General features: G+C 68.5%; 22 protein-coding genes. 11 read left to right on the plus strand and 11 right to left on the minus strand.

The genetic code is table 11. The annotated features are described in order from the left end of the window. Positions 1–2 precede the first annotated feature (2 nt). Positions 3–2,489 carry a glycosyltransferase gene (locus ACFOWZ_RS09605; protein ID WP_382371238.1) on the plus strand — a complete coding sequence of 829 codons (2,487 nt, stop codon included), beginning with the start codon at positions 3–5 and terminating at the stop codon, positions 2,487–2,489. Continuing rightward, complete coding sequence (locus ACFOWZ_RS09610) at positions 2,490–3,581, plus strand: glycosyltransferase family 4 protein (RefSeq protein ID WP_382371240.1); 1,092 nt, start codon at positions 2,490–2,492, stop codon at positions 3,579–3,581. It begins immediately after the preceding gene. A 258-nt stretch (positions 3,582–3,839) separates the two neighbouring features. On the opposite strand, the gene rfbD is transcribed toward ACFOWZ_RS09610, so the two are convergent. Further along, complete coding sequence (rfbD, locus tag ACFOWZ_RS09615; protein ID WP_382371242.1) at positions 3,840–4,688, minus strand: dTDP-4-dehydrorhamnose reductase; 849 nt, start codon at positions 4,686–4,688, stop codon at positions 3,840–3,842. Positions 4,689–4,691: 3 nt separating this feature from the next. After that, positions 4,692–5,678 (minus strand): dTDP-glucose 4,6-dehydratase, encoded by a 987-nt coding sequence (gene rfbB / locus ACFOWZ_RS09620; RefSeq protein WP_382371244.1) that lies wholly within the window; start codon positions 5,676–5,678, stop codon positions 4,692–4,694. A gap of 107 nt (positions 5,679–5,785) precedes the next feature. On the opposite strand from rfbB, the gene ACFOWZ_RS09625 reads away from it, so the two are divergent. The 3 genes from ACFOWZ_RS09625 to ACFOWZ_RS09635 all read left to right on the plus strand — a co-directional run bounded on the left by ACFOWZ_RS09625 (position 5,786) and on the right by ACFOWZ_RS09635 (position 9,299). Further along, positions 5,786–7,348 carry an LCP family protein gene (locus tag ACFOWZ_RS09625; RefSeq protein ID WP_382371246.1) on the plus strand — a complete coding sequence of 521 codons (1,563 nt, stop codon included), beginning with the start codon at positions 5,786–5,788 and terminating at the stop codon, positions 7,346–7,348. 67 nt (positions 7,349–7,415) lie between these two features. Further along, the gene (locus ACFOWZ_RS09630; RefSeq protein ID WP_382371248.1) at positions 7,416–8,606 is read left to right on the plus strand and encodes an LCP family protein; all 1,191 of its coding nucleotides are present in this window, start codon (positions 7,416–7,418) and stop codon (positions 8,604–8,606) included. A 9-nt stretch (positions 8,607–8,615) separates the two neighbouring features. Beyond that, on the plus strand, positions 8,616–9,299 hold the full coding sequence (locus tag ACFOWZ_RS09635; RefSeq protein WP_382371250.1) for a TIGR03089 family protein: 684 nt from the start codon (positions 8,616–8,618) through the stop codon (positions 9,297–9,299). Here the strand turns inward: ACFOWZ_RS09635 and ACFOWZ_RS09640 are convergent. Beyond that, entirely contained in the window at positions 9,280–9,696 is a 417-nt protein-coding gene (locus ACFOWZ_RS09640) for a DoxX family protein (protein WP_382371252.1), read from the minus strand. The genes ACFOWZ_RS09635 and ACFOWZ_RS09640 overlap by 20 nt on opposite strands. Before the next feature lie 94 nt (positions 9,697–9,790). After that, positions 9,791–10,552 (minus strand): META domain-containing protein, encoded by a 762-nt coding sequence (locus tag ACFOWZ_RS09645; protein ID WP_382371254.1) that lies wholly within the window; start codon positions 10,550–10,552, stop codon positions 9,791–9,793. 165 nt (positions 10,553–10,717) lie between these two features. Here ACFOWZ_RS09645 and ACFOWZ_RS09650 point away from each other — a divergent pair, with 165 nt between their 5' ends. The 6 genes from ACFOWZ_RS09650 (at position 10,718) to ACFOWZ_RS09675 (ending at position 14,152) form a co-directional block, all read left to right on the plus strand. Beyond that, the gene (locus ACFOWZ_RS09650; protein WP_382372621.1) at positions 10,718–11,044 is read left to right on the plus strand and encodes an ArsR/SmtB family transcription factor; all 327 of its coding nucleotides are present in this window, start codon (positions 10,718–10,720) and stop codon (positions 11,042–11,044) included. Beyond that, positions 11,041–11,520 carry an SRPBCC family protein gene (locus ACFOWZ_RS09655; protein WP_382371256.1) on the plus strand — a complete coding sequence of 160 codons (480 nt, stop codon included), beginning with the start codon at positions 11,041–11,043 and terminating at the stop codon, positions 11,518–11,520. The genes ACFOWZ_RS09650 and ACFOWZ_RS09655 overlap by 4 nt, the downstream gene beginning before the upstream one ends. Positions 11,521–11,594: 74 nt before the next feature. After that, positions 11,595–11,954 (plus strand): hypothetical protein, encoded by a 360-nt coding sequence (locus tag ACFOWZ_RS09660; protein ID WP_382371258.1) that lies wholly within the window; start codon positions 11,595–11,597, stop codon positions 11,952–11,954. A 232-nt stretch (positions 11,955–12,186) separates the two neighbouring features. After that, positions 12,187–12,591, plus strand: a complete 405-nt coding sequence (locus tag ACFOWZ_RS09665; RefSeq protein WP_382371260.1) for a hypothetical protein — start codon at positions 12,187–12,189, stop codon at positions 12,589–12,591. Between the two features lie 100 nt (positions 12,592–12,691). Next, positions 12,692–13,456 (plus strand): GntR family transcriptional regulator, encoded by a 765-nt coding sequence (locus tag ACFOWZ_RS09670; RefSeq protein WP_382371262.1) that lies wholly within the window; start codon positions 12,692–12,694, stop codon positions 13,454–13,456. 66 nt (positions 13,457–13,522) lie between these two features. Then, a complete protein-coding gene (locus ACFOWZ_RS09675) occupies positions 13,523–14,152 on the plus strand; it encodes a hypothetical protein (protein WP_382371264.1) in 630 nt (209 codons plus the stop codon). Here ACFOWZ_RS09675 and ACFOWZ_RS09680 read toward each other — a convergent pair. The 7 genes from ACFOWZ_RS09680 to ACFOWZ_RS09710 all read right to left on the minus strand — a co-directional run bounded on the left by ACFOWZ_RS09680 (position 14,142) and on the right by ACFOWZ_RS09710 (position 19,557). Beyond that, positions 14,142–15,305: an acyl-CoA dehydrogenase gene (locus ACFOWZ_RS09680; RefSeq protein WP_382371266.1), complete on the minus strand. Its 1,164-nt coding sequence runs from the start codon at positions 15,303–15,305 to the stop codon at positions 14,142–14,144. The genes ACFOWZ_RS09675 and ACFOWZ_RS09680 overlap by 11 nt on opposite strands. Before the next feature lie 78 nt (positions 15,306–15,383). Continuing rightward, a complete protein-coding gene (gene purE / locus ACFOWZ_RS09685; protein WP_382371268.1) occupies positions 15,384–15,875 on the minus strand; it encodes a 5-(carboxyamino)imidazole ribonucleotide mutase in 492 nt (163 codons plus the stop codon). Then, positions 15,872–17,059, minus strand: a complete 1,188-nt coding sequence (locus tag ACFOWZ_RS09690; protein WP_382371270.1) for a 5-(carboxyamino)imidazole ribonucleotide synthase — start codon at positions 17,057–17,059, stop codon at positions 15,872–15,874. Before ACFOWZ_RS09690 ends, purE begins: the two co-directional genes overlap by 4 nt. Then, a complete protein-coding gene (locus ACFOWZ_RS09695) occupies positions 17,023–17,397 on the minus strand; it encodes an MmyB family transcriptional regulator (protein WP_382371272.1) in 375 nt (124 codons plus the stop codon). The genes ACFOWZ_RS09690 and ACFOWZ_RS09695 overlap by 37 nt, the downstream gene beginning before the upstream one ends. A gap of 29 nt (positions 17,398–17,426) precedes the next feature. Further along, on the minus strand, positions 17,427–18,389 hold the full coding sequence (locus ACFOWZ_RS09700) for a hypothetical protein (protein ID WP_382371274.1): 963 nt from the start codon (positions 18,387–18,389) through the stop codon (positions 17,427–17,429). After that, complete coding sequence (locus tag ACFOWZ_RS09705) at positions 18,386–19,180, minus strand: ATP-binding cassette domain-containing protein (RefSeq protein ID WP_030473349.1); 795 nt, start codon at positions 19,178–19,180, stop codon at positions 18,386–18,388. The genes ACFOWZ_RS09700 and ACFOWZ_RS09705 overlap by 4 nt, the downstream gene beginning before the upstream one ends. Continuing rightward, positions 19,177–19,557, minus strand: a complete 381-nt coding sequence (locus ACFOWZ_RS09710; RefSeq protein ID WP_382371276.1) for a GntR family transcriptional regulator — start codon at positions 19,555–19,557, stop codon at positions 19,177–19,179. Before ACFOWZ_RS09710 ends, ACFOWZ_RS09705 begins: the two co-directional genes overlap by 4 nt. Positions 19,558–19,593 lie beyond the last annotated feature (36 nt).

Genomic DNA, 19,593 nt, shown 5'->3' on the forward strand with positions numbered 1-19,593 from the left:
GCGTGGATCGAGCATCACTGCCCGTCGTCTCCGTCGTCGTCGTCAACTACCGCGGCGCCGAGGACACCATCACCTGCGTGCGCGGCCTGACCGAGGTGGACTACCCCGCCGAGCTGCTCCAGGTGATCGTCGTCGACAACGAGGCGCACGACACCGCACGCCTGAAGGCCGAGCTTCCCGGGGTCGAGATCGTCACCTCGGCGCAGAACCTCGGGTTCGCGGGCGGGTGCAACCTCGGTGTCGAGAAGGCCACCGGCGGGGTGCTCGCGTTCCTCAACAACGACGCGCGCGCTGACCGGAACTGGATCAAGGCCGCGATCAGGGTGTTCCACGCGGAGCCGGCGGTCGGCGCGGTCGCGAGCAAGGTGCTCGACTGGGACGGCGAGAAGATCGACTTCGTCGACGGCGGCCTGACCTGGTTCGGCATGGGCTACAAGCGGCACGCCGGGCAGGACGACGACGGCAGCCACGACGGCCCGAAGGACGTGCTGTTCGGCACCGGGTCCGCGATGTTCGTGCGGGCCGAGGTCTACCGCGAGCTCGGCGGGTTCGACGAGCGGTTCTTCATGTTCTACGAGGACGTCGACCTCGGCTGGCGGCTGAACCTGCGCGGCTGGCGGGTGCGCTACGAGCCGGCGTCGCTCACGTTCCACCGCCACCACGCGTCGATGAGCTCGATCGACCTCAGCCGCGAGCTGTACCTGCTGGAGCGCAACGCCCTCGCGGCGCTGTACAAGAACTTCTCCGACGAGACGCTGGCCAAGGTGCTGCCCGCCGCGCTCGCGCTGTGCGTGCGCAGGGCGACCGCGCGCGGTGAGATCGACGCGACCCAGCTGGAGATCACCCGCCGCCCGTCGGACCCCGCTCTGGACCGCGAGCCCGTCGGGGTGTCCCGCCAGGCGCTGGCCGGGTTCCTCGCGATCGACCAGTTCGTCGAGCTGATGCCGTCGCTGGCCGAGTCGCGCAAGGTCGAGCAGGCCGCGCGCCGGTTGTCGGACACGGACCTGGTTCCGTTGATGCGCAAGGCTTTGGAGCCGGCCTATCCCCTGCCGCGCTACCTCGCGGCGCACGACGTCCTCGTCGACGTGCTCGGCCTCGACGACGTCTTCGGCAAGCCGCGCAAGATCCTGGTGATCACCGGTGACGCGATCTCCGACCGGATGGCCGGTCCCGCGATCAGGGCCTGGCACATGGCCGACGTGCTGTCCGGCGAGCACCAGGTGCGGCTGGTCACGACCAACCCGCTGTGCGCGCCGCCGGACGCGCCGTTCGCCGTCGAGCGGGCCCGGCCGAAGGAGCTGCCGCCGCACGTCGCGTGGGCGGACGTGGTGGTGTTGCAGGGCCACGCGCTGGAGATGATCGGCGAGCTGAAGAAGCAGTCGTCGACCAAGATCGTGGTCTGCGACATGTACGACCCGATGCACCTGGAACTGCTGGAGCAGGGCAAGGACGACACGGACGAGAAGCGCGCGCTGGACCTGGAGACGGTCACACGGGTGCTGAACACGCAGCTGGAACGCGGCGACTTCTTCCTGTGCGCGTCGGAACGGCAGCGGCACTTCTGGCTCGGTCACCTCGCGTCGCTCGGCCGCCTGACACCGACGTTGTACGACAACGATCCCACCACGGAGTCGCTGCTCGGCATCGTCCCCTTCGGACTGTCGGGCAAGCCGCCGCAGCGGACCGGCCCGGCGATCAAGGACGTCGTGCCGGGCGTGACCGACGCCGACAAGGTCGTGATCTGGGCCGGTGGCGTCTACAGCTGGTTCGACCCGCTGTCGCTGATCCAGGCGATGGACCACCTGCGGGAGCGGCAGCCGTCCGCGAAGCTGTACTTCCTCGGCATGAAGCACCCGAACCCCGAGGTCCCGGACATGGACATCGCCGGCCAGACGCGGGCGTTGTCCGAGCAGCTGGGGCTGACCGGCAAGAACGTGTTCTTCAACGACGGCTGGGTGCCGTACAACGAGCGGCAGAACTGGCTGCTCGACGCGGACTGCGGGGTCACCACTCACTACGAGCACGTGGAGACCACGTTCGCGTTCCGCACGCGGGTGCTCGACTACCTGTGGGCGGGCCTGCCGATCGTCACCACGTCCGGCGACTCGTTCGCGGACCTGGTGCTGCGGGAAGGTTTGGGCGTCGTCGTGCCGCCGGAGGATCCGGAGGCGCTGGCCGACGCACTGGAGAAGGTGCTCTACGACGAGGAGTTCGCGGCGGCGTGCCGCGAACGCATCGCCGTCGTCCGCGAACGGTTCACCTGGGAGACGGCGCTCGCGCCGCTGGCGGAGTTCTGCCGCAATCCCAGGCCCGCCGCGGACCGTCTGCCTGGCTCCGCACCGATGGTGCGCACACCGGGGTTGAGCAAGGCGGACAAGGTGAAGCGGGACCTGCGGCTGGTGCGCGAGTACCTCGACGCGGGTGGCCCGACCGAGTTGGCCAAGCGGGCGACGGGGCGTCTGCGCAAGATCGCACGTGGTGGCAGCTGAATGGCGAGATCCCCGAAACCCCTCAAGGTGCTGCTCGACGGCACCCCCCTGCTCGGTCATCGCACCGGGATCGGCCGCTACACGGCTGCACTGGCCGAAGAACTGGCTTCCATGCCGGAAGAGGCCGACGTCCGGGCGGTGGCTTTCACGTTGCGCGGCTGGCGCGCGTTGCGGACGGTGCTGCCGCACGACGTCACCGCCCGCGGCCTGCCCGTGGCGGCACGGGCCCTGCGCCAGATGTGGCTGCGCGCGCCGTTCCCGCCGGTCGAGATGTTGGCCGGGTTCTCCGACGTCATGCACGGCACGAACTTCGTGCTGCCGCCGACGATCAGTGCCGGGAAGGTCGTCACGATCCACGACCTGGCGTTCCTGGACGCGCCGGGTGACCTGCCGCCGTCCGATCGCCGGCTGCCGGAGCTGGTCAAGCTCTCCGCTCAGCGCGCGGACGTGATCTGCACGCCGACCGCCGCCGTGGCTTCCGTGGTGGCCGACCGGTTCTCGGTGCCGCTGGAGAAGATCGTCGTGACACCGCTCGGGGTCGACCCGGCGTGGTTCGCGTCACGGCCGCCCTCGCCGACGTTGCGCGGCAGGCTCGGACTGCCGTCGGAGTACCTGCTGTTCGTCGGCGCCGACGGCCCGCGCAAGGGGCTGCAGTACCTGATCAAGGCGCACGCCGCCGACCCGTCGTTGCCGCCGTTGGTGATCGTGGGGCCCGGCCGGTCCGGTGTGGACGGTCGGGTGCTGCGGACCGGGTACCTGTCGGACGTGCACCTGCGGTCCGTGGTGGCCGGGGCGACGGCCCTGGTGCTGCCCTCGCGGGACGAGGGGTTCGGGCTGCCGGTGCTGGAGGCGTTGGCCTGCAACGTTCCGGTGGTGTGCTCGGACGTGCCCGCGCTGCGCGAGGTCGCCGGCGGGCACGCAGTGCACGTGCCCGTCGGGGACGTCGAGGCGCTGGCCGAGGGGCTGGCCCAGGCCGTCGCGGCGCCGGCCACTCCGGAGGCGCAGTCCGAGCGGCGGGCGCACGCGGCCGGGTTCACCTGGCGCCGCTGCGCCGAGAAGACGGTAGAGGCGTACCGCAGGAGCCGGGCCTGAACGATGAACGGCGCTTTTGTCCACCTGACGTGGACAAAAGCGCCGTTCATCACGCACCTGGCGGCCTTACCGAGAACGCGGCCTCGGCGAGCGCCTTTCGAGCTGGCTCATCGACACCTGTCGCGAGCCCGTGAGAACGGCAACGCACCTCAGGAAGCGCTGCCGATCGGAATCCGCTGTCGCGGGACGCTGAGGAGTGCGCCCGGATTCGAACATGCCGAACAGGTTCTCGTACTTGAAACGGCCGTACCAGACCAGTCACTCCAATGGCGCAGCACCGGTACGCGGAGCTACCACTCCGGCCTTGAATGCCTCCGAAAGGGCGCTTCGCCAGTGCGGCAACGGACGTAGTCCCGCTGCTTCCCACGCCGCGCCCGACAGCACCGAGTAGGCGGGTCGAGGCGCCGGTCGCGGGAAGTCGGCAGTCGTGCACGGGTGCACGCGCGACGGGTCGGCGCCCAGCTCCTCGAAAATCGCCTGTGCGAAACGGAACCACGTCGTCTCGCCACCACCGGTCGCGTGCAGCAACCGCGTCGAGGGCAGCACCGAGGCCAGCTCGAGCAGCCCGGCGGCCAGGTCGTGCGACCACGTCGGCGAGCCGACCTGATCGTCCACAACGGACAGAGAAGGTCGCGTGGACTCCAACGCCGCCATGGTTTTCACGAAGTTCGAGCCCTGCACGCCGTACACCCACGCGGTGCGCACGACGTACCCGCCAGCCTCCAGCACGCGGCGTTCGCCTTCGAGCTTCGTGCGGCCGTACGCGGACTTCGGGCCGACGGGGTCGGACGGCTCGTACGGCCGCGTCCCGTCGCCGGAGAACACGTAGTCCGTCGACACGTGGATCAGTGGAATGCCAAGGGAAGCGCACGCCTCGGCGAGCAGACCGGGACCGACGGCGTTGACCGCGAACGCGCGGTCCTCGTCCGTCTCGGCCGCGTCGACCGCGGTGTAGGCGGCGCAGTTGATCACCGCTGAGGCACCGGCGAGGTCGGCGGCGCTCACCGCCGTGACGTCGAGGTCAGCGGACGACAGCGCGCGGACGTCGGAGGACAGGGCTGCGAGGTCGTGGCCGAGCTGGCCACGACCACCGGGAACGAGGATCAACGCTCAGCCCTTCACCAGCTGGGCGCGCTCCTTGAGCGGCTCCCACCACGCGCGGTTCTCGCGGTACCACTCGACGGTGTCCGCGAGGCCCACCGCGAAGTCCACCTGCGGCTGGTAACCCAGCTCGGCGGAGATCTTGGAGATGTCGACCGAGTAGCGGCGGTCGTGGCCCTTGCGGTCGGTCACCGGCTCGACGAACGACCAGTCACGGCCCGTCGCGGCGAGCAGCTTCTCGGTGAGCTCGCGGTTGGTGAGCTCGGTGCCGCCGCCGATGTTGTAGATCTCACCCGGCCGGCCGGCCTCGGCGACGAGCTGGATGCCGCGGCAGTGGTCGGCCACGTGCAGCCAGTCGCGCACGTTCAGGCCGTCGCCGTAGAGGGGCACCTTCCTGCCGTCGATCAAATTGGTGACGAAGAGCGGGATCACCTTTTCGGGGAACTGGTACGGCCCGTAGTTGTTCGAGCACCGGGTGATGCTCACCGGCAGTCCGTGGGTGCGGTGGAACGCACGCGCCAGCAGGTCCGAAGACGCCTTGGAGGCGGAGTACGGGGAGTTCGGCTCCAGGACGTGTTCCTCCGACCACGATCCGTCCTCGATGGACCCGTAGACCTCGTCGGTCGAGACGTGCACGAACCGGCCGACACCCGCGTTGAGGGCGCCCTGCAGCAGGGTCTGCGTGCCGAGGACGTTCGTCAGCACGAAGTCGGCGGATCCCGTGATGGAGCGGTCGACGTGCGACTCGGCGGCGAAGTGCACCACGACGTCCACGCCGCGCATCTGCTCCGCGACCACCTCGGCGTCGCAGATGTCGCCGCGCACGAACTCGAACTTGCCCGCGACCGGCGCGAGGTTGGTCTCGCTGCCCGCGTAGGTGAGCTTGTCCAGCACCACCACCTCGGCACCAGCGAAGGCAGGGTACGAGCCGCTCACCAACTCCCGCACGTAGTGCGAGCCGATGAACCCGGCCCCACCTGTCACCAGTACGCGCATGCCATTTCCTCCTGTGGTGTTCCCCGCTCGCAGTCTGTCACGTACCTAATCGCTGCAACCCACAGCAACGTCACGTCGTGTGTCTTATAAACGACTAAACTCGAGGCGTGGGGGAGGAAACGGCTGTGGAAGGCAAGAGCCTGCCGGTCCGGGTGGTCGGCACCCGACCGTCGGCGGCTTTCCGCGCATTCCTCGCGACCGGGAAGATCTTCGTCGCCCTCGTCTCGGCGGCTGTGCTCCTCGTCACGTCGTACGGCTGGGGCAAGCTGCGGGCGGCCGACAACGGCATCGTCAAAACCGAGGTCATCTCGGAAGAGCTCACCAAGCAGGGCCCCAAGCCGCTCGACGGCGCCGTCGACATCCTCCTCGTCGGCATGGACAGCCGCACCGACGCGCAGGGCAACCCGCTGTCGAAGGAAGTCCTCGCGCTGCTCAACGGCGGGTACGCCGACGGCGAGCAGAACACCGACACGATGATCCTCGTGCACATCCCCGTCGACGGCACGCGCGCGGTCGCGATCTCGTTCCCGCGCGACTCCTACGTCGAGATCGCGGACGGGTTCGGCAAGCACAAGCTCAACTCGGCGTTCGCCCGCCAGCGCAACACCGTCGACCAGGAGATGCGGTCGAAGGGCGAGACGGACGAGCAGAAGATCCGCACCGAGTCGATGGCGGCCGGCCGCAAGACGTTGATCAAGACGATCGAGAACATGTCCGGCGGGGCCGTGCGCATCGACCGGTACGCCGAGGTCAACCTCGCGAGCTTCTACGAGGTGACCAAGGCCATCGGCGGCGTCGAGGTGTGCGTGAGAGAGGCCACCTCGGACTCCGACTCGGGCGCCGACTTCAAGGCGGGCCAGCAGACGATCGAGGGCAGGGCGGCGCTGTCGTTCGTGCGGCAGCGCAAGAACCTGCCCGGCGGCGACCTCGACCGGATCGTGCGGCAGCAGGTGTTCATCGGGGCGCTCGCGAAGAAGGTGCTGTCGACGGGCACGCTGACCGACCCGGCGAAGCTCAACGGACTCGTCGAGGCCGTGCAGAAGTCGGTGATCCTCAGCTCCGGCTGGGACATCACGACGTTCGCCGAGCAGATGCAGGGCCTGGTGGGCGGCAACTTCGAGTTCCGCACCATTCCGGTGGGTCCCCCGACCGACACCTACGGCGACGGCAACGTGCTGCCGGTGAACCCCGCCGAGGTGCGCAAGTTCCTCACCAGTCTCGCCGCGGACAAGCCGTCGACCAGCAACTCGTCCTCGCCGACGGCCACCACGACGCTGCCGGCGCCGCCGAACTCGTCGATCACCGTGAACGTCGTCAACGCCGCAGGGGTCCAGGGCCTCGCGAACCAGGTGCTGAACACGTTGGCCGCCAAGGGTTTCAAGCGCGGCTCCGCGTCGTCGGCCCAGCAGCCCGCCGACACCGTCGTGTTCTACGCGGCCGGCGAGGAGGGGTCCGCGCGCAAGGTCGCCGCGGAGCTCGGGCCGAACGTGAACGTCGCGGAGGAGAAGTCAGTCCGAAAAGGACAGGTGACCGTCCAGGTCGGCACCGACTACTCCTCGCTCGACGACTCCGAGGACGTCGACGCGCAGGGTGCGCCCGGCACGACGACGCCGCCGAGCACGAGCAGCACGCCGCCGATCACGGCGGGCGGCCTGGTGTGCGTGAACTGAACCCCCGGCGTAACGCGCTCGCGATAGTTACGCTGAGGAGACGAATTCCGCACCTGGAGGACCGACGTTGAGCGCCGCACGCGCGAAGAAGACCGCACTGGTCGCCGGCCGCACGGTCGTCGCGCTCGTCGCCGTGACAACGCTGGCCTTCGCCGGCTACTTCTGGACCGCGCTGCGGCTGGTGAAGCAGAACACCAACACCACGCAGATCCTCGAGGTGCTGGAGGACATCCCGAACTCGCCGCCCGTCCAGGACGGCGCGATCGACGTCCTGCTGGTGGGCAGCGACAGCCGGACGGACGCACAGGGCCGCCCGCTTCCCGCGGACGTGTTGCGCAAGCTGCGCACCGAGGGCACCGACACCGTGAACACGGACACGATCATCGTGATGCGCATCCCGCGCAACGGCGGCAAGGCGAGCGCGATCTCCATCCCGCGCGACACCTACGTGCCGATCCCCGGCTACCGCGAAGACAAGATCAACTCGGCGTACGGCGCGGTCAAGTTCCTCACGGCCGAACGGCTGCAGGCCGAGGGCGTCTCGGACCAGCAGGAACGTGAGCGCAAGTCCGACGAGGCCGGGCGCAAGGCCCTGGTGCAGGTGGTGCAGGACCTGACGGGGATGCGCGTCGACCACTACGCGGAGATCAACCTCTACGGGTTCTACCTGCTGACCGAGGTGATCGGCGGCGTGAAGGTGTGCCTGAAGGCGGGCACGTCGGACCCGAACTCCGGCGCGAACTTCCGCGCGGGCGAGCAGGTGATCTCGGGCGGCGACGCGCTGTCGTTCGTGCGGCAGCGGAACATGCCCGGCGGCGACCTCGGCCGCATCGCGCGGCAGCAGGTGTTCATGTCGCAGGCGATGAAGCAGCTGCTGTCCGCCGGCACGTTCACCGACACGGGGAAGATGAAGGGCCTGCTGGACGCGGTGTCGAAGTCCGTGGTCGTGGACGAGAAGCTCGACCTCGCGACGCTGGCCGCCCAGGCGCAGGGCATCGCGTCGGGCAACGTGGAGTTCGCCACGATCCCCGTGACGAGCATCGACGCCCGCAACGACCGCGGCCAGAGCATCGTCACGGTGGACCGCGAGGCGGTGAAGGCGTGGGTGGCGCAGCTGATCGGCGAGACGCCGAAGCCCACCCCGTCCTCTTCTGTCACCCCCAGTACGCCGGCGCGGTTCGGTCCTGAGAAGCTGCTCTCGCTGGACGGCTTCCCCGCCGTGGCAGCTGCCCGACAAGATGTGCCCTGCATCGACTAGGAGTGCCGCGTGAGCGTGACCGAGATCCTCTTCACGCCGTTGCTGAAGGCCGATCCCGGTCGTCCGCTGATCACGCACTACGACGACGCGACGGGGTCGCGCGTCGAGCTGTCCCGCGCGACGATCGCGAACTGGGCCGCGAAGACGGCGAACTGGCTGCGCGACGAGCACGACGTCGAGCCGGGCGACTCCGTGGCGGTGCTGCTGCCCGCGCACTGGCAGACCGTTGGCCTGCTGCTCGGCGCGTGGTGGTGCGGCGCCCGTGTCGTCGGTGCGGGCGAGGACGCGAAGGTGGCCGTGGTGCCGCCCGGCGGCACGGCGGACGCGGACGTCGTGGCCGTGGCTTCGTTGCACCCCATGGGTTTGGGCGCGGGTGCCGCGGTCGACTACCTCGACGACGTGCGGGTGCACGGCGACGACTTCACGCCGTGGGAACCGGTTCCGGGCTCGACGCCCGCACTGGGTGAGTCCACTGTGGACGACGTGGTGGCGCAGGCGCGCGAACGCGGCGCGGAGCTGGGCTCCGAGCCGCGTGCGCTGTCCACTTTGGAGTGGAACGTTCCTTCCGGTGTGCTGGAAGGCTTTCTGGCAGTGCTCGCGGCCGGTGGCTCACTGGTTCAGGTGAGCAATCCCGACGCGGGCCTGCTGACCGCGCGCCGGGAGAGCGAGAAGATCACGCAGCTGCTGGGTTGAGCACCTTGTTGTTCTTGAACAGCACGCGGTCCAGCGAGTAGGCACCACCGTTGAAGCCGAGCGCGAGTGCGGCCGCGGCCAGCACGACGACGAGCTCGGAACCACCCTGACCGATCAACGGACCCGACGCGTGCACGAGGACGAACGCGCCGACCATGTTGAACGCGAGCAGCACACCGGCGATCGGCAGGGCAAGGCCCGCGATCAGCGCGAGGCCGCCGACGAGCTCGACCGTCGCGGCGAACGCGGCGGACACCGAAGGCAGCGGCACACCCATCTTCTCGAACGACCCGGCGGTGCCGGCGAGGCCGTACTCCGTCCACTTCTGCCAGCCGTGCGCGACGAACACGATGCCGACGCCGAGGCGTCCGATGAGGGCGGCGACGTCCTTGACCATGCTTGCTCCCCGATCCTGTCGTTCAGCTGTTCAACTTCGAACCAAAACTAGTACAGGTTTGAACAACCTCATGGTTTCGACAGGAACCAGACAGCTACTTGCTAAGTCCTATGCCGTCACCCTTCGTGGTCGTGAGAGTCAGGTTGTTGCGGTCGATCTTGTACGTGACCTGGCCTTTCAGCGTCTCCAGCACGACCTTCTCGACCGCCATCTTGTCCGGCTCGCACGACTTCTCCGTGTGACCCAGCTCAAAGGTGATCGTCGACCCGTCCACCTTGTAGGTGCCGAAGGCGTCGTTGCACCCGGTCTTCGCGTCGAGCTTGCCGTTCTCGAACTTGATCGTCGCCTCCACGCCGGCCGGAGTCGACGAGACGGAGTCGGCCTGGATGAGACTCGCCAGCTTCCACGTGCCGCCTTCGAGCGTGGCGGGCGCCTCGGGCCCGAGCACGATCTCCGCGTTCGACCCTGTGACCACCAGGTTCGTGCCGTCCATCCGCCACGACGGTGACGCGCGCAGCAACTTGGACAGCCACTCGTCCTGGGTGTGCAGCTCAGGGCTGGGGCAGCCCATCGCGGTCATGCCGAGGTCGGGGACGGCGATCTTGCCGCCGTCCAGCGAGACAGGTCCCTGCATCTGGTTGCAGCCGGCGCTGGCGAGCAGCCGCCCGTCGTCGGTGAATCTGAGCTCGATGTTCGTGCCCTCGACCAGGGCGCGCGGCTTGCCCTGTTCGGTGACGAAGGCGGAGCGGAACACCTTGCCTTTCACCTCACCCCCTCCTCCCCCGGTGGACGTGCCGCTGCACCCCGTGGCGAGCAGGGCGGCGGCGAGTGCTGCGACGAGAACTCGGTAGCTCATGTGGTGAGGACGGAACGCCGAGCCTCCAGGGTTGCCCCAAGGCGGGATTTCCGGCCACGTCAACGGAAATTCGACGTCACGGGGACTTCGTCGGGTACTTGACAGGACGCCGAGCAAAGGCTCTACTTAACCCAGAGGTTAGATAACCAAGTGGTTAGGTACGAGATGGACCAGCTGAGCGCCACCTTCGCCGCACTAGCGGACCCGACCCGCCGGGCGATCCTCGCCAGGCTCACCGAGGGCCCGGCGACGGTGAAGGAGCTCTCCGAGCCGTTCGACATCAGCGGCCCGGCGATCTCCAAGCACCTGCGCGTGCTGGAAAAGGCAGGCCTGATCACCCGCGGCAAACAGGCCCAGTGGCGCCCCTGCCAGCTCGACGCGACGCCGTTGAAGGAGGTCGCCGTGTGGGCAGAGAACTACCGCCGCTTCTGGGATGCGAGCTACACGCGCCTGGACGCACTCTTGACGGAGATGAAGGAGAAAGAGCGATGAACACCACCAAGTTCGGCACCACCGTTACCCTCCCGTCCGACACCGAGATCGCGATGTCGCGCACGTTCGACGCGCCCGCCGCGTTGGTATGGAAGGCGTTCACCGAGCCGGCGATGCTCAGGCGCTGGCTGCTCGGCCCCGACGGCTGGGAGATGCCGATCTGCGAGGTCGACCTGCGCGTGGGCGGCAAGTGGCGCTACGGCTGGGCCCAGCCGGACGGCTCGCAGGCGTTCGAGATGTACGGCGAGTACACCGAGGTCACGCCTTTCACTCGTCTGGTGAACACCGAGCACTTCGAGGACAACCCGCCGGCCGTGACGACGGTGGAGTTCGTCGAGTCCGACGGGCAGACGACGATGACCAGCACGATGCGCCTGGTGTCGCAGGAGGCGCGGGACGCGGTGCTGGCGACGGGGATGGCGGACGGCGCCGGGCGTTCCTACGAGAGGCTGGGCGAAGTCCTCGCGTCGCTGTGACGACTTTGGGTAGTCACCAGTCGTGACGCCGGTTCCCCCGGTAGAGGCCGTGGTGCGCGGCTACGTTCGTCCACATGGGACGTTTCCTCGTGGCTCTGGCCATCACGCTCGGTTTCGCCGTGCTGTCCACGCCTCTGGCTCACGCGTCCACGGCGACCCGCTGGCAGGTGACGCCGTGCCCGTCGGGTGCGAAGGCACTGTGGCTGCCGCGCGTCGACAAGTTCGGCACCGACATCAGCTGCACGACGGAAGAAGCCCGTGCGGCGGCGGTGAAGGAAGCAGTCGACAGCGGCAGCCCGACGCGGATGATGAACGTGGCGATCGCGTTCGCGCAGCAGCTCTCGGACAAGTCGCTGACCGCGGAGTCGTCGTGTGTGTTGGGGACCAAGGGGGCGATCGGGGAGGCGGTCGGCACGTGCGTGGCCGCTCGCTGAGCGGATCGCCACCAGCCGGTAACTCGTTACCGAAATCGGCCCACATTTTCCAGAAAATATCGCCACGTCGAATACTGGGGCCGAAAGTCCTCTGAAGCGAGACTCGCGACCTGGAATCCAGCGACAATTCACAACACTGATAGCCCTATTGAGGGAACCATCTTCACTTGATCTGAGGCGGCTCGTAGAAATCAGGTACAACCCAATCCGCCGCACGAAAGAGGGTTGTACCGTGAGCGATGATCCACTTGGCGACGAAGGCCTGGACATCGGCCTTGACACCATGGCGCGGGACGAGCCGGGTGCGCGTATCCACTTCGAAGTCCGGCAGGCAGACGACCCCCAGAACGTGGAATTTCGACTGGAGGTCGCCGACCGCATCACGTGGTGGAAGTCCCTCGACATCTACATGGCCTTGACGCCGGGCACGTTCATCCCGATCGGCCGACGCATCGAAACGAAGGACGCAGTGAAAGCCGCGGAGGCGTTCGTCCAGCCGTTCGAACTGACGAAGTTCGGCCGCGTTTCGCTGTGGAAGGGCGGCTTCCTCGGATTCGGCGCGTGGGTTCTCGACTGGCACTACAACGCGTGGGCGAACCGTGGACGAAAGTTCGTCTTCCGATGGGAAGAGGACTAGGCCCACGGCACGACGAGGGCGGTCTGATCACGAGGGTCAGACCGCCCCGACGTGTAGGTTGGTCGCTGTACAGAACCGCGACCCGCCGAGGAGATGGCTCATGACCGACAACGCCCGACCAGGGCGCGTTGGCTATCGAGACATCGCGAACGACCTCCGGCAGCAGATCGACTCCGGCGAACTATCGCCCGGTAGCAAAGTGCCCGGCGAGAACGACCTCACGAGCCAGTACGGCGTCGAGCAGCCAACCGCTCGCCGGGCCCTGGACATGCTGAAGAACGAAGGGTTGATCGTCGCCAAGCGCGGCTCCGGCACGTTCGTCCGCGAGTTCAAGCCGATCAGGCGCGTGTCGCCGGACCGGTTGCAGGCCGGCACTTCATGGGGCGCAGGCCGGCCGATCTGGACGACCGACGTCGGCACGCGGCCGAGGACCGAAGGCGTCACAGTCGATGTAGAACTCCCGCCTGCGAACGTCGCTGAAGTGCTGAACCTCGATGACGGCGTCCGCGTCGTGACTCGGCGACGCAGGTACGTGGTCGACGACAAGCCTGTACAGCTCGCGACGTCCTACTACCCGGAAGTCTTGGTCGCAGGATCGGCGATCACCGAGATCGACACGGGAGAAGGCGGCGCCTACGCCCGGCTCAAAGAGCTGGGTTACGAACCCACGAGGTTCCGTGAGGAACTGCGCGTCCGCATGCCGCGGGAGTCCGAGCGCGAGGCTCTCGACCTGGCACAGGGCACGCCGGTCATCTTGATCGTGCGGACGGCGTACACAGCCGATGACCAGCCGGTCGAGGTCAACGAGATGGTTCTCGACTCGGCGGCGTACGTGCTCGAGTACAAGTTCACCGCCCACGACTAACAGTTGCACTTCTGTATAGAACTGCGCTTCACTAGGTGAACCAAGTTCTGTACAGAAGAGGCCATCATGTCTAGCAGCATCGCGCCGTACATCACCGCGTGGAGTGGCGAGCAAGATCTGCCGTGCGCGCTGGTGGAGCGGCCTGACCGCAGCATCGGGTACGCCAGCGAACTGTTGAGCGATCGCGATCGGCATGGTGTCCTGTGGCGCCAAACCGCACTGCGCCATCGGGTTGGACGGCCTGAGTTCGCCAGAGTGCATCCGCAGAGGCAGCGGCGTGCGATGGAACTGTTGCTGTGCCAGGTCTGCGGCGGACCCGCCGACCAGAACGAGGACGGTGTCCTGTGGTTGCACCGGGACTATCGCGACGACTGGCCGCACTGGCCGGAGGGAATGGCGTCGGTGGAGCCGCCGGTATGCCTGCCGTGCGTTTCGGTTGCACTGCAGCTGTGCCCAGCGTTGCGGCGCGGAGCCGTGACCGTTCGCGTGAAGGAATGCCCGGTCGCGGGCGTGCGCGGCACGATCTTCCGGCAGAGCGTGTTGGCTCCGGCAGCAGTCACTGCGGGGAATTTCGCATACGACGATCCTGCGGTTCGACGGGTTCTCGCCTCCGCACTGATCCGTGAACTGCGCGGCTGCGTCATCGTCCCGCTCGAAGAGTTGAGCGGGACGATGACTGGAGGACTCAGCCGTTGAGCACGGCGCGCGACATCACGACGCGCTGGATCTGGTTCGTGCCCTCGTAGATCTGCGTGATCTTCGCGTCCCGCATCATCCGCTCCACCGGGAAGTCACGCGTGTACCCCGCGCCACCGAACAGCTGCACCGCATCCGTGGTGACCTCCATGGCCACGTCGGACGCGAAGCACTTGGCGGCAGCGGTGATGAAGCCGATGTTCGGCTCGCCGCGCTCGGCCTTCGCGGCCGCCACGTACACCATGTGCCGGGCCGCCTCGATCTTCATCGCCATGTCGGCGAGCATGAACTGCACGCCCTGGAAGTCCGAAATGGACTTTCCGAACTGCTTGCGGTCCTTGACGTACTCGACCGCGGCGTCCAGGGCACCCTGAGCGATGCCCACGGCCTGCGCGCCGATCGTCGGACGGGTGTGGTCCAGCGTCCGGAGGGCCGTCTTCAGGCCTGTGCCGGGCTCGCCGATGATCCGCGAGGCGGGGATCGTGCAGTTCTCGAAGTAGATCTCGCGGGTCGGTGAGCCCTTGATGCCGAGCTTGCGCTCCTTCGGGCCCACCGAGAAGCCGGGGTCGTCCTTGTGCACGACGAACGCCGAGATGCCGGCCGACTTCTTGGCGGCGTTGGGGTCCGTCACGGCCATGACCGTGTACCAGGTGGACTCGCCGGCGTTGGTGATCCAGCACTTGGTGCCGTTGAGCACCCAGTTGTCACCGTCCAGCTGAGCCCGCGTGCGCATCGAGGCGGTGTCGGAGCCCGCCTCGCGCTCGGACAGGGCGTAGGAGGCCATGGCCTCGCCTGAGGCGATGGACGGCATGACGAGCTGCTTCAGCTCTTCCGAGGCCGAGAGCAGGATCGGCATGGTGCCGAGCTTGTTCACCGCGGGGATCAGGGACGACGAGCCGCAGACGCGGGCGATCTCCTCGATCACGATGCAGGTGGCCACGGAGTCCGCGCCCTGGCCGTCGTACTCCTCTGGCACGTGCACGGCCGCGAAGCCGGACTTGACCAGGGCGTTGTGCGCCTCGACCGGGAAGCGCTCGTTCTCGTCGACCTCGGCCGCGAACGGCTTGATCTCCTTCTCGGCGAGCGAGCGGACGGCCTCTCGCAGCGCCTCGTGCTCCTCGGCGAGCTGGTAGGTGCCGAAGCTCGGGTTCACCTTGTTACCTCCCGGTAGCGAGTACTCAGCACGATGTTAGCGCCCGTTTACCACGGGCGCCGCTGTGCTGTTGAGCACTCAGAGGGACTTCTGCAGCGCCGCGTCCTTGTCTAGTACGAGCTGCTCGAGTTCCGCCTGGAAACGGGCCATGCGTTCCTGCAGCGCCGGGTCGCAGGAAGCCAGCATCCGGACGGCCAGGAGACCGGCGTTGCGGGCGCCACCCACTGAGACGGTCGCCACCGGGACGCCCGCGGGCATCTGCACGATGGAGAGCAACGAGTCCATGCCGTCGAGGTACTTCAGCGGCACCGGCACGCCGATGACCGGGAGCACGGTGGCGGAGGCGACCATGCCGGGCAGGTGGGCCGCGCCGCCCGCGCCCGCGATGATCACTCGCAGACCGCGCGAGGCGGCCGAGGTCGCGTAGTCGAGCATGCGCTGCGGGGTGCGGTGCGCGGAGACGACGCTCACCTCGAACGAGACGTCGAACTCGGCGAGCGCCTCGGTGGCGGCCTTCATCACCGGCCAGTCCGAGTCGCTGCCCATGATCACGCCAACCTGAACCGTCACTCCGAGCTCCCGTGAATGTCGTATCCGTCTGACCAAACGCCGGTGGACAGGAAGTCCGCGGCCAAGCGAGCGCGCTCACGCACCGAAGCCATGTCGTTGCCGAGGAACGTCACGTGCCCGACCTTGCGGCCCGGCCGTTCCTCCTTGCCGTAGAGGTGCACGTGCGCGTCCGGGAAGCGGGCGAACAGGTGGTGCACGCGCTCGTCCGGGCCCATCGCCGGCGGCTCGGACGCACCCAGCACGTTCGCCATCACCACGGCCGGCGCCATCAGGTCGGTGCGGCCCAGCGGGTAGTCCAGGACGGCCCGCAGGTGCTGCTCGAACTGGGACGTGCGCGCGCCCTCGATCGACCAGTGGCCCGAGTTGTGCGGACGCATCGCGAGCTCGTTGACGACCACGCCGTCCGCCGTCTCGAACAGCTCCACGGCCAGCACGCCCACCACGCCCAGCGCGTCGGCGACCTTCAGGGCCAGCTCCTGGGCCGCGGCACCGTCCAGCCCCGGAGCGGGCGCGAGGACCTCGACGCAGATGCCCTCGGACTGCACGGTCTCGACGACCGGCCACGCCGCGCCCTGGCCGAACGGCGAGCGCGCCACCACGGCCGCCAGCTCGCGGCGCATCGGCACGCACTGCTCGACCATCAGCGGCGTCCCGGCCTCCAGCAGCTCCGGCACGACCAGCTCGGCGCTGTGCGGCTGGTTCAGCATCCACACGCCGCGGCCGTCGTACCCGCCGCGGATCGCCTTCAGGACGCACGGCCAGCCGTGCTCGGCGCCGAAGCGGAGCACGTCGCGGACGTCGTGCACCTCGGCGAACGGCGGCACCGGCAGGCCCAGCTCCGCCAGGCGCACGCGCATCTTCAGCTTGTCCTGCGCGTACTGCAGCGCGTCCGGACCGGGGTGCACCTTCACGCCCTCGGCCACCAGCGCGCGCAGGTGCTCGGACGGCACGTGCTCGTGGTCGAACGTGACGACCTCGCAGCCCTTCGCGAACGCGCGCAACGCGTCCAGGTCGGTGTGCTTGCCGAGCACCACGTCCCGCGCGACGAGTGCGGCGGGGTCGTTCTCGGAGACGGCGAGCACGCGCAGCGACTGACCGAGCGGGATCGCGGCCTGGTGCGTCATGCGGGCGAGCTGCCCGCCGCCGATCATTCCGACGACGGGGAGACGGGTACGGGAGTCCACGGTTCAGGCATCCTACCTGCGGCTTCTCCGGCGCTCACGAGCAGAGCCAGCCGCCGCGCGGTGACACTGCCCTCGGGTGCGACGTGGATCACGAGTCGCTGGTCGCGCTCGGGTGCGCCGAGCACCTCGCAGTCGAACTCCGGCAGGCCCGCCACCGGGTGCCGCAGCCGCTTGCGGGCCGAGCGGCGCACCGCCACCTCGTGCTCCGCCCACAGCCGGGCGAACAACGGACTCGCCATCAGCTCGTCGCCCAGGAAGAACCTCCTGAGCAGGTTCCTGCCGACGACGTCGCCGAACACCAGCTCGGCCCGCGGCGTCGCGGCGAGCACGTCGCCCACGCGCAACAGGTGCTCGGGTTCCGCCCGCGCTATCCCTCGGCGTGGGCAGCGGCGGTGTCCGGCGTGCTCTGAACGGGTGCCGGAGCGGAATCAGGCGCGGGATCAGGCGCGGGTTCGGTCCTGATGCGACGGTGGGAGCGCGACGGCTTCCACCCTCCGCCGCGCCGGAGAAGCCGGAAGGTGACGGCGAACAGCGCGGCGGCCATCAGCGCGAACAACCCGAACTCCATGAACTGGAAGAGCCCGAGCCGCCCGATCGGCTGGTAGTCGACGTACGTGCCGATGGCGGCCTTCGAGCTGCGCATGCAGGTACCGACGTTGGGCATCTCCGCGCACTGCTCGGTCACGTCCACCGGGTCGAGATCCGGCCCGATGAACCCGCCACCGAGATCCGTCGAGGCTCCAGGCACGTCCGGGGTGTCCTCCCAGCGGGCGATCTCGCGCCTCGCCGGCAGGTAGTGGTCGCGCACGAACGCGGCCACCACCGCGCGGACGACGACGTAGGCCACCAGCGTCGCCGCCATCGCCGTCACCACGTGCCGGGACAGCAGGCCGATGAGCAGGCCGAGCGCGAAGCCGAAGATCGCGTAGCCGGCCTGCACGACCGGGCTCCCCTCGAACCCCGCCCACGACCGCTGCCTGCTGATGAAACCGCCGCCGAACCCGATCACCCCGCCCAGCACCAGGGCCAGCGCCCCGAGCAGCAGAACCTTGCCGCGCACCCACTGCACTGGTGTGACGTCCTGGCCCCACGCCACGAAGTAGGTGCGCTCCTCGAGCTCACGGGCGATCAGCGGGGCACCCCAGAACACGCCGATCACACCGCCGAACGCGACCTGCACGGCGAGCCCGTAGAAGCCCGCCAACAGCATCGAGCCCACCGGCCCGCCCTCCGTCGAGACGAGGACGAACGCCGCGACCAGCGCGAGGACCGAGGTACCGATGATCATCCAGCGGTGCTGACGCCAGGTCAGCCAGACGAACGCGCTCACGCCACACGCTCCAGGTGCGCCACGACCAGCTCCTCCAGCGTCACGTACCGCGCGGTCCACGGTTCGTCGACCTGCGTACCGCCGGAACGCACCAGGAACTGCGACTGCGACTGACTGTGCTTCGCCAGCACCACGGGTCCTTCCACGGGCGGTTCCGGATCACGCGGACCCGTGTAGAGAACGTGCTCTTCCAGCAGCTCGTCGGTGTCGCCGTCCACCAGCAGCCGTCCGCCGGAGAGCAGCAGCAACCGGTCCGCGACGCCACCGATCTCCGCGACGACGTGCGTGGAGAAGATCAGCGTCATCCCGTTGTCGCTGACCTCGGTCAGCAGCTCCCGCATGACCTTCCTGCGCGCGAGCGGGTCCAGTTCGGACATCGGCTCGTCCAGCAGCAGAACGTCGGGACGGGATCCCAGGGCCAGCGCGAGCGTCACGTGCGTGCGCTGGCCACCGGACAGGTCGCCGACCTGGAGCTTGCGCGGCACCTTGAACCTGGTGAGCCAGTCGTCGGCGCGCTTGTGGTCCCAGATGGTGTTCATGCGGCGGCCGAACTCCAGGACGTCCGGCACCTCGAAGTTCTTGTACATCGGCTTGTGCTGGGGCACGTACGCCACGCGACCGGCGATCGACGTGTGTCCCGACCGCGGTGGCAGGTGCCCGGCCAGCACGTTCAGCAGCGTCGACTTGCCGGAGCCGTTGGCGCCGACCAGGGCCGTGACGCTGCCCGGCGGCAGTTCGAAGGAGACGTCTCGCACCGCCCACTTCGACACTTCGGCCGCGACCACGCTCATTGCGCTCCCCCACTCAGCCCTTCGCGCAGCAGCGCGAAGATGTCCTCGTCCTCCAACCCGGCGGAGCGTGCTTCGGCGATCCACGCGGCGAGCTTGGCGCGCAGCGGGTCCAGGTCCTCGGGGACGGCGGACCCCAAGGAGGCCTTGACGAACGTGCCGGAGCCCTGGCGCGCCTCGACGAGCCCCGCGAGCTCGAGCTCGCGGTAGGCCTTCAGCACGGTGTTCGCGTTCACCCCGCTGGTCGCGACGACGTCGCGGACCGTCGGCAGCCGATCGCCCGGCTGCAACCAGCCGAGCCTCAGGGCCTCCCTGACCTGCTGACCGAGCTGCAGGTACGCCGGAAAACCACTGCCGCGGTCGACGTGGAACTCGACCACACACACTCCCCAGATTGTTCTACTGAACTAAGACAA

Origin of the sequence: Lentzea rhizosphaerae, assembly GCF_042649515.1 — a bacterium.
Classification (GTDB): domain Bacteria; phylum Actinomycetota; class Actinomycetes; order Mycobacteriales; family Pseudonocardiaceae; genus Lentzea; species Lentzea aerocolonigenes.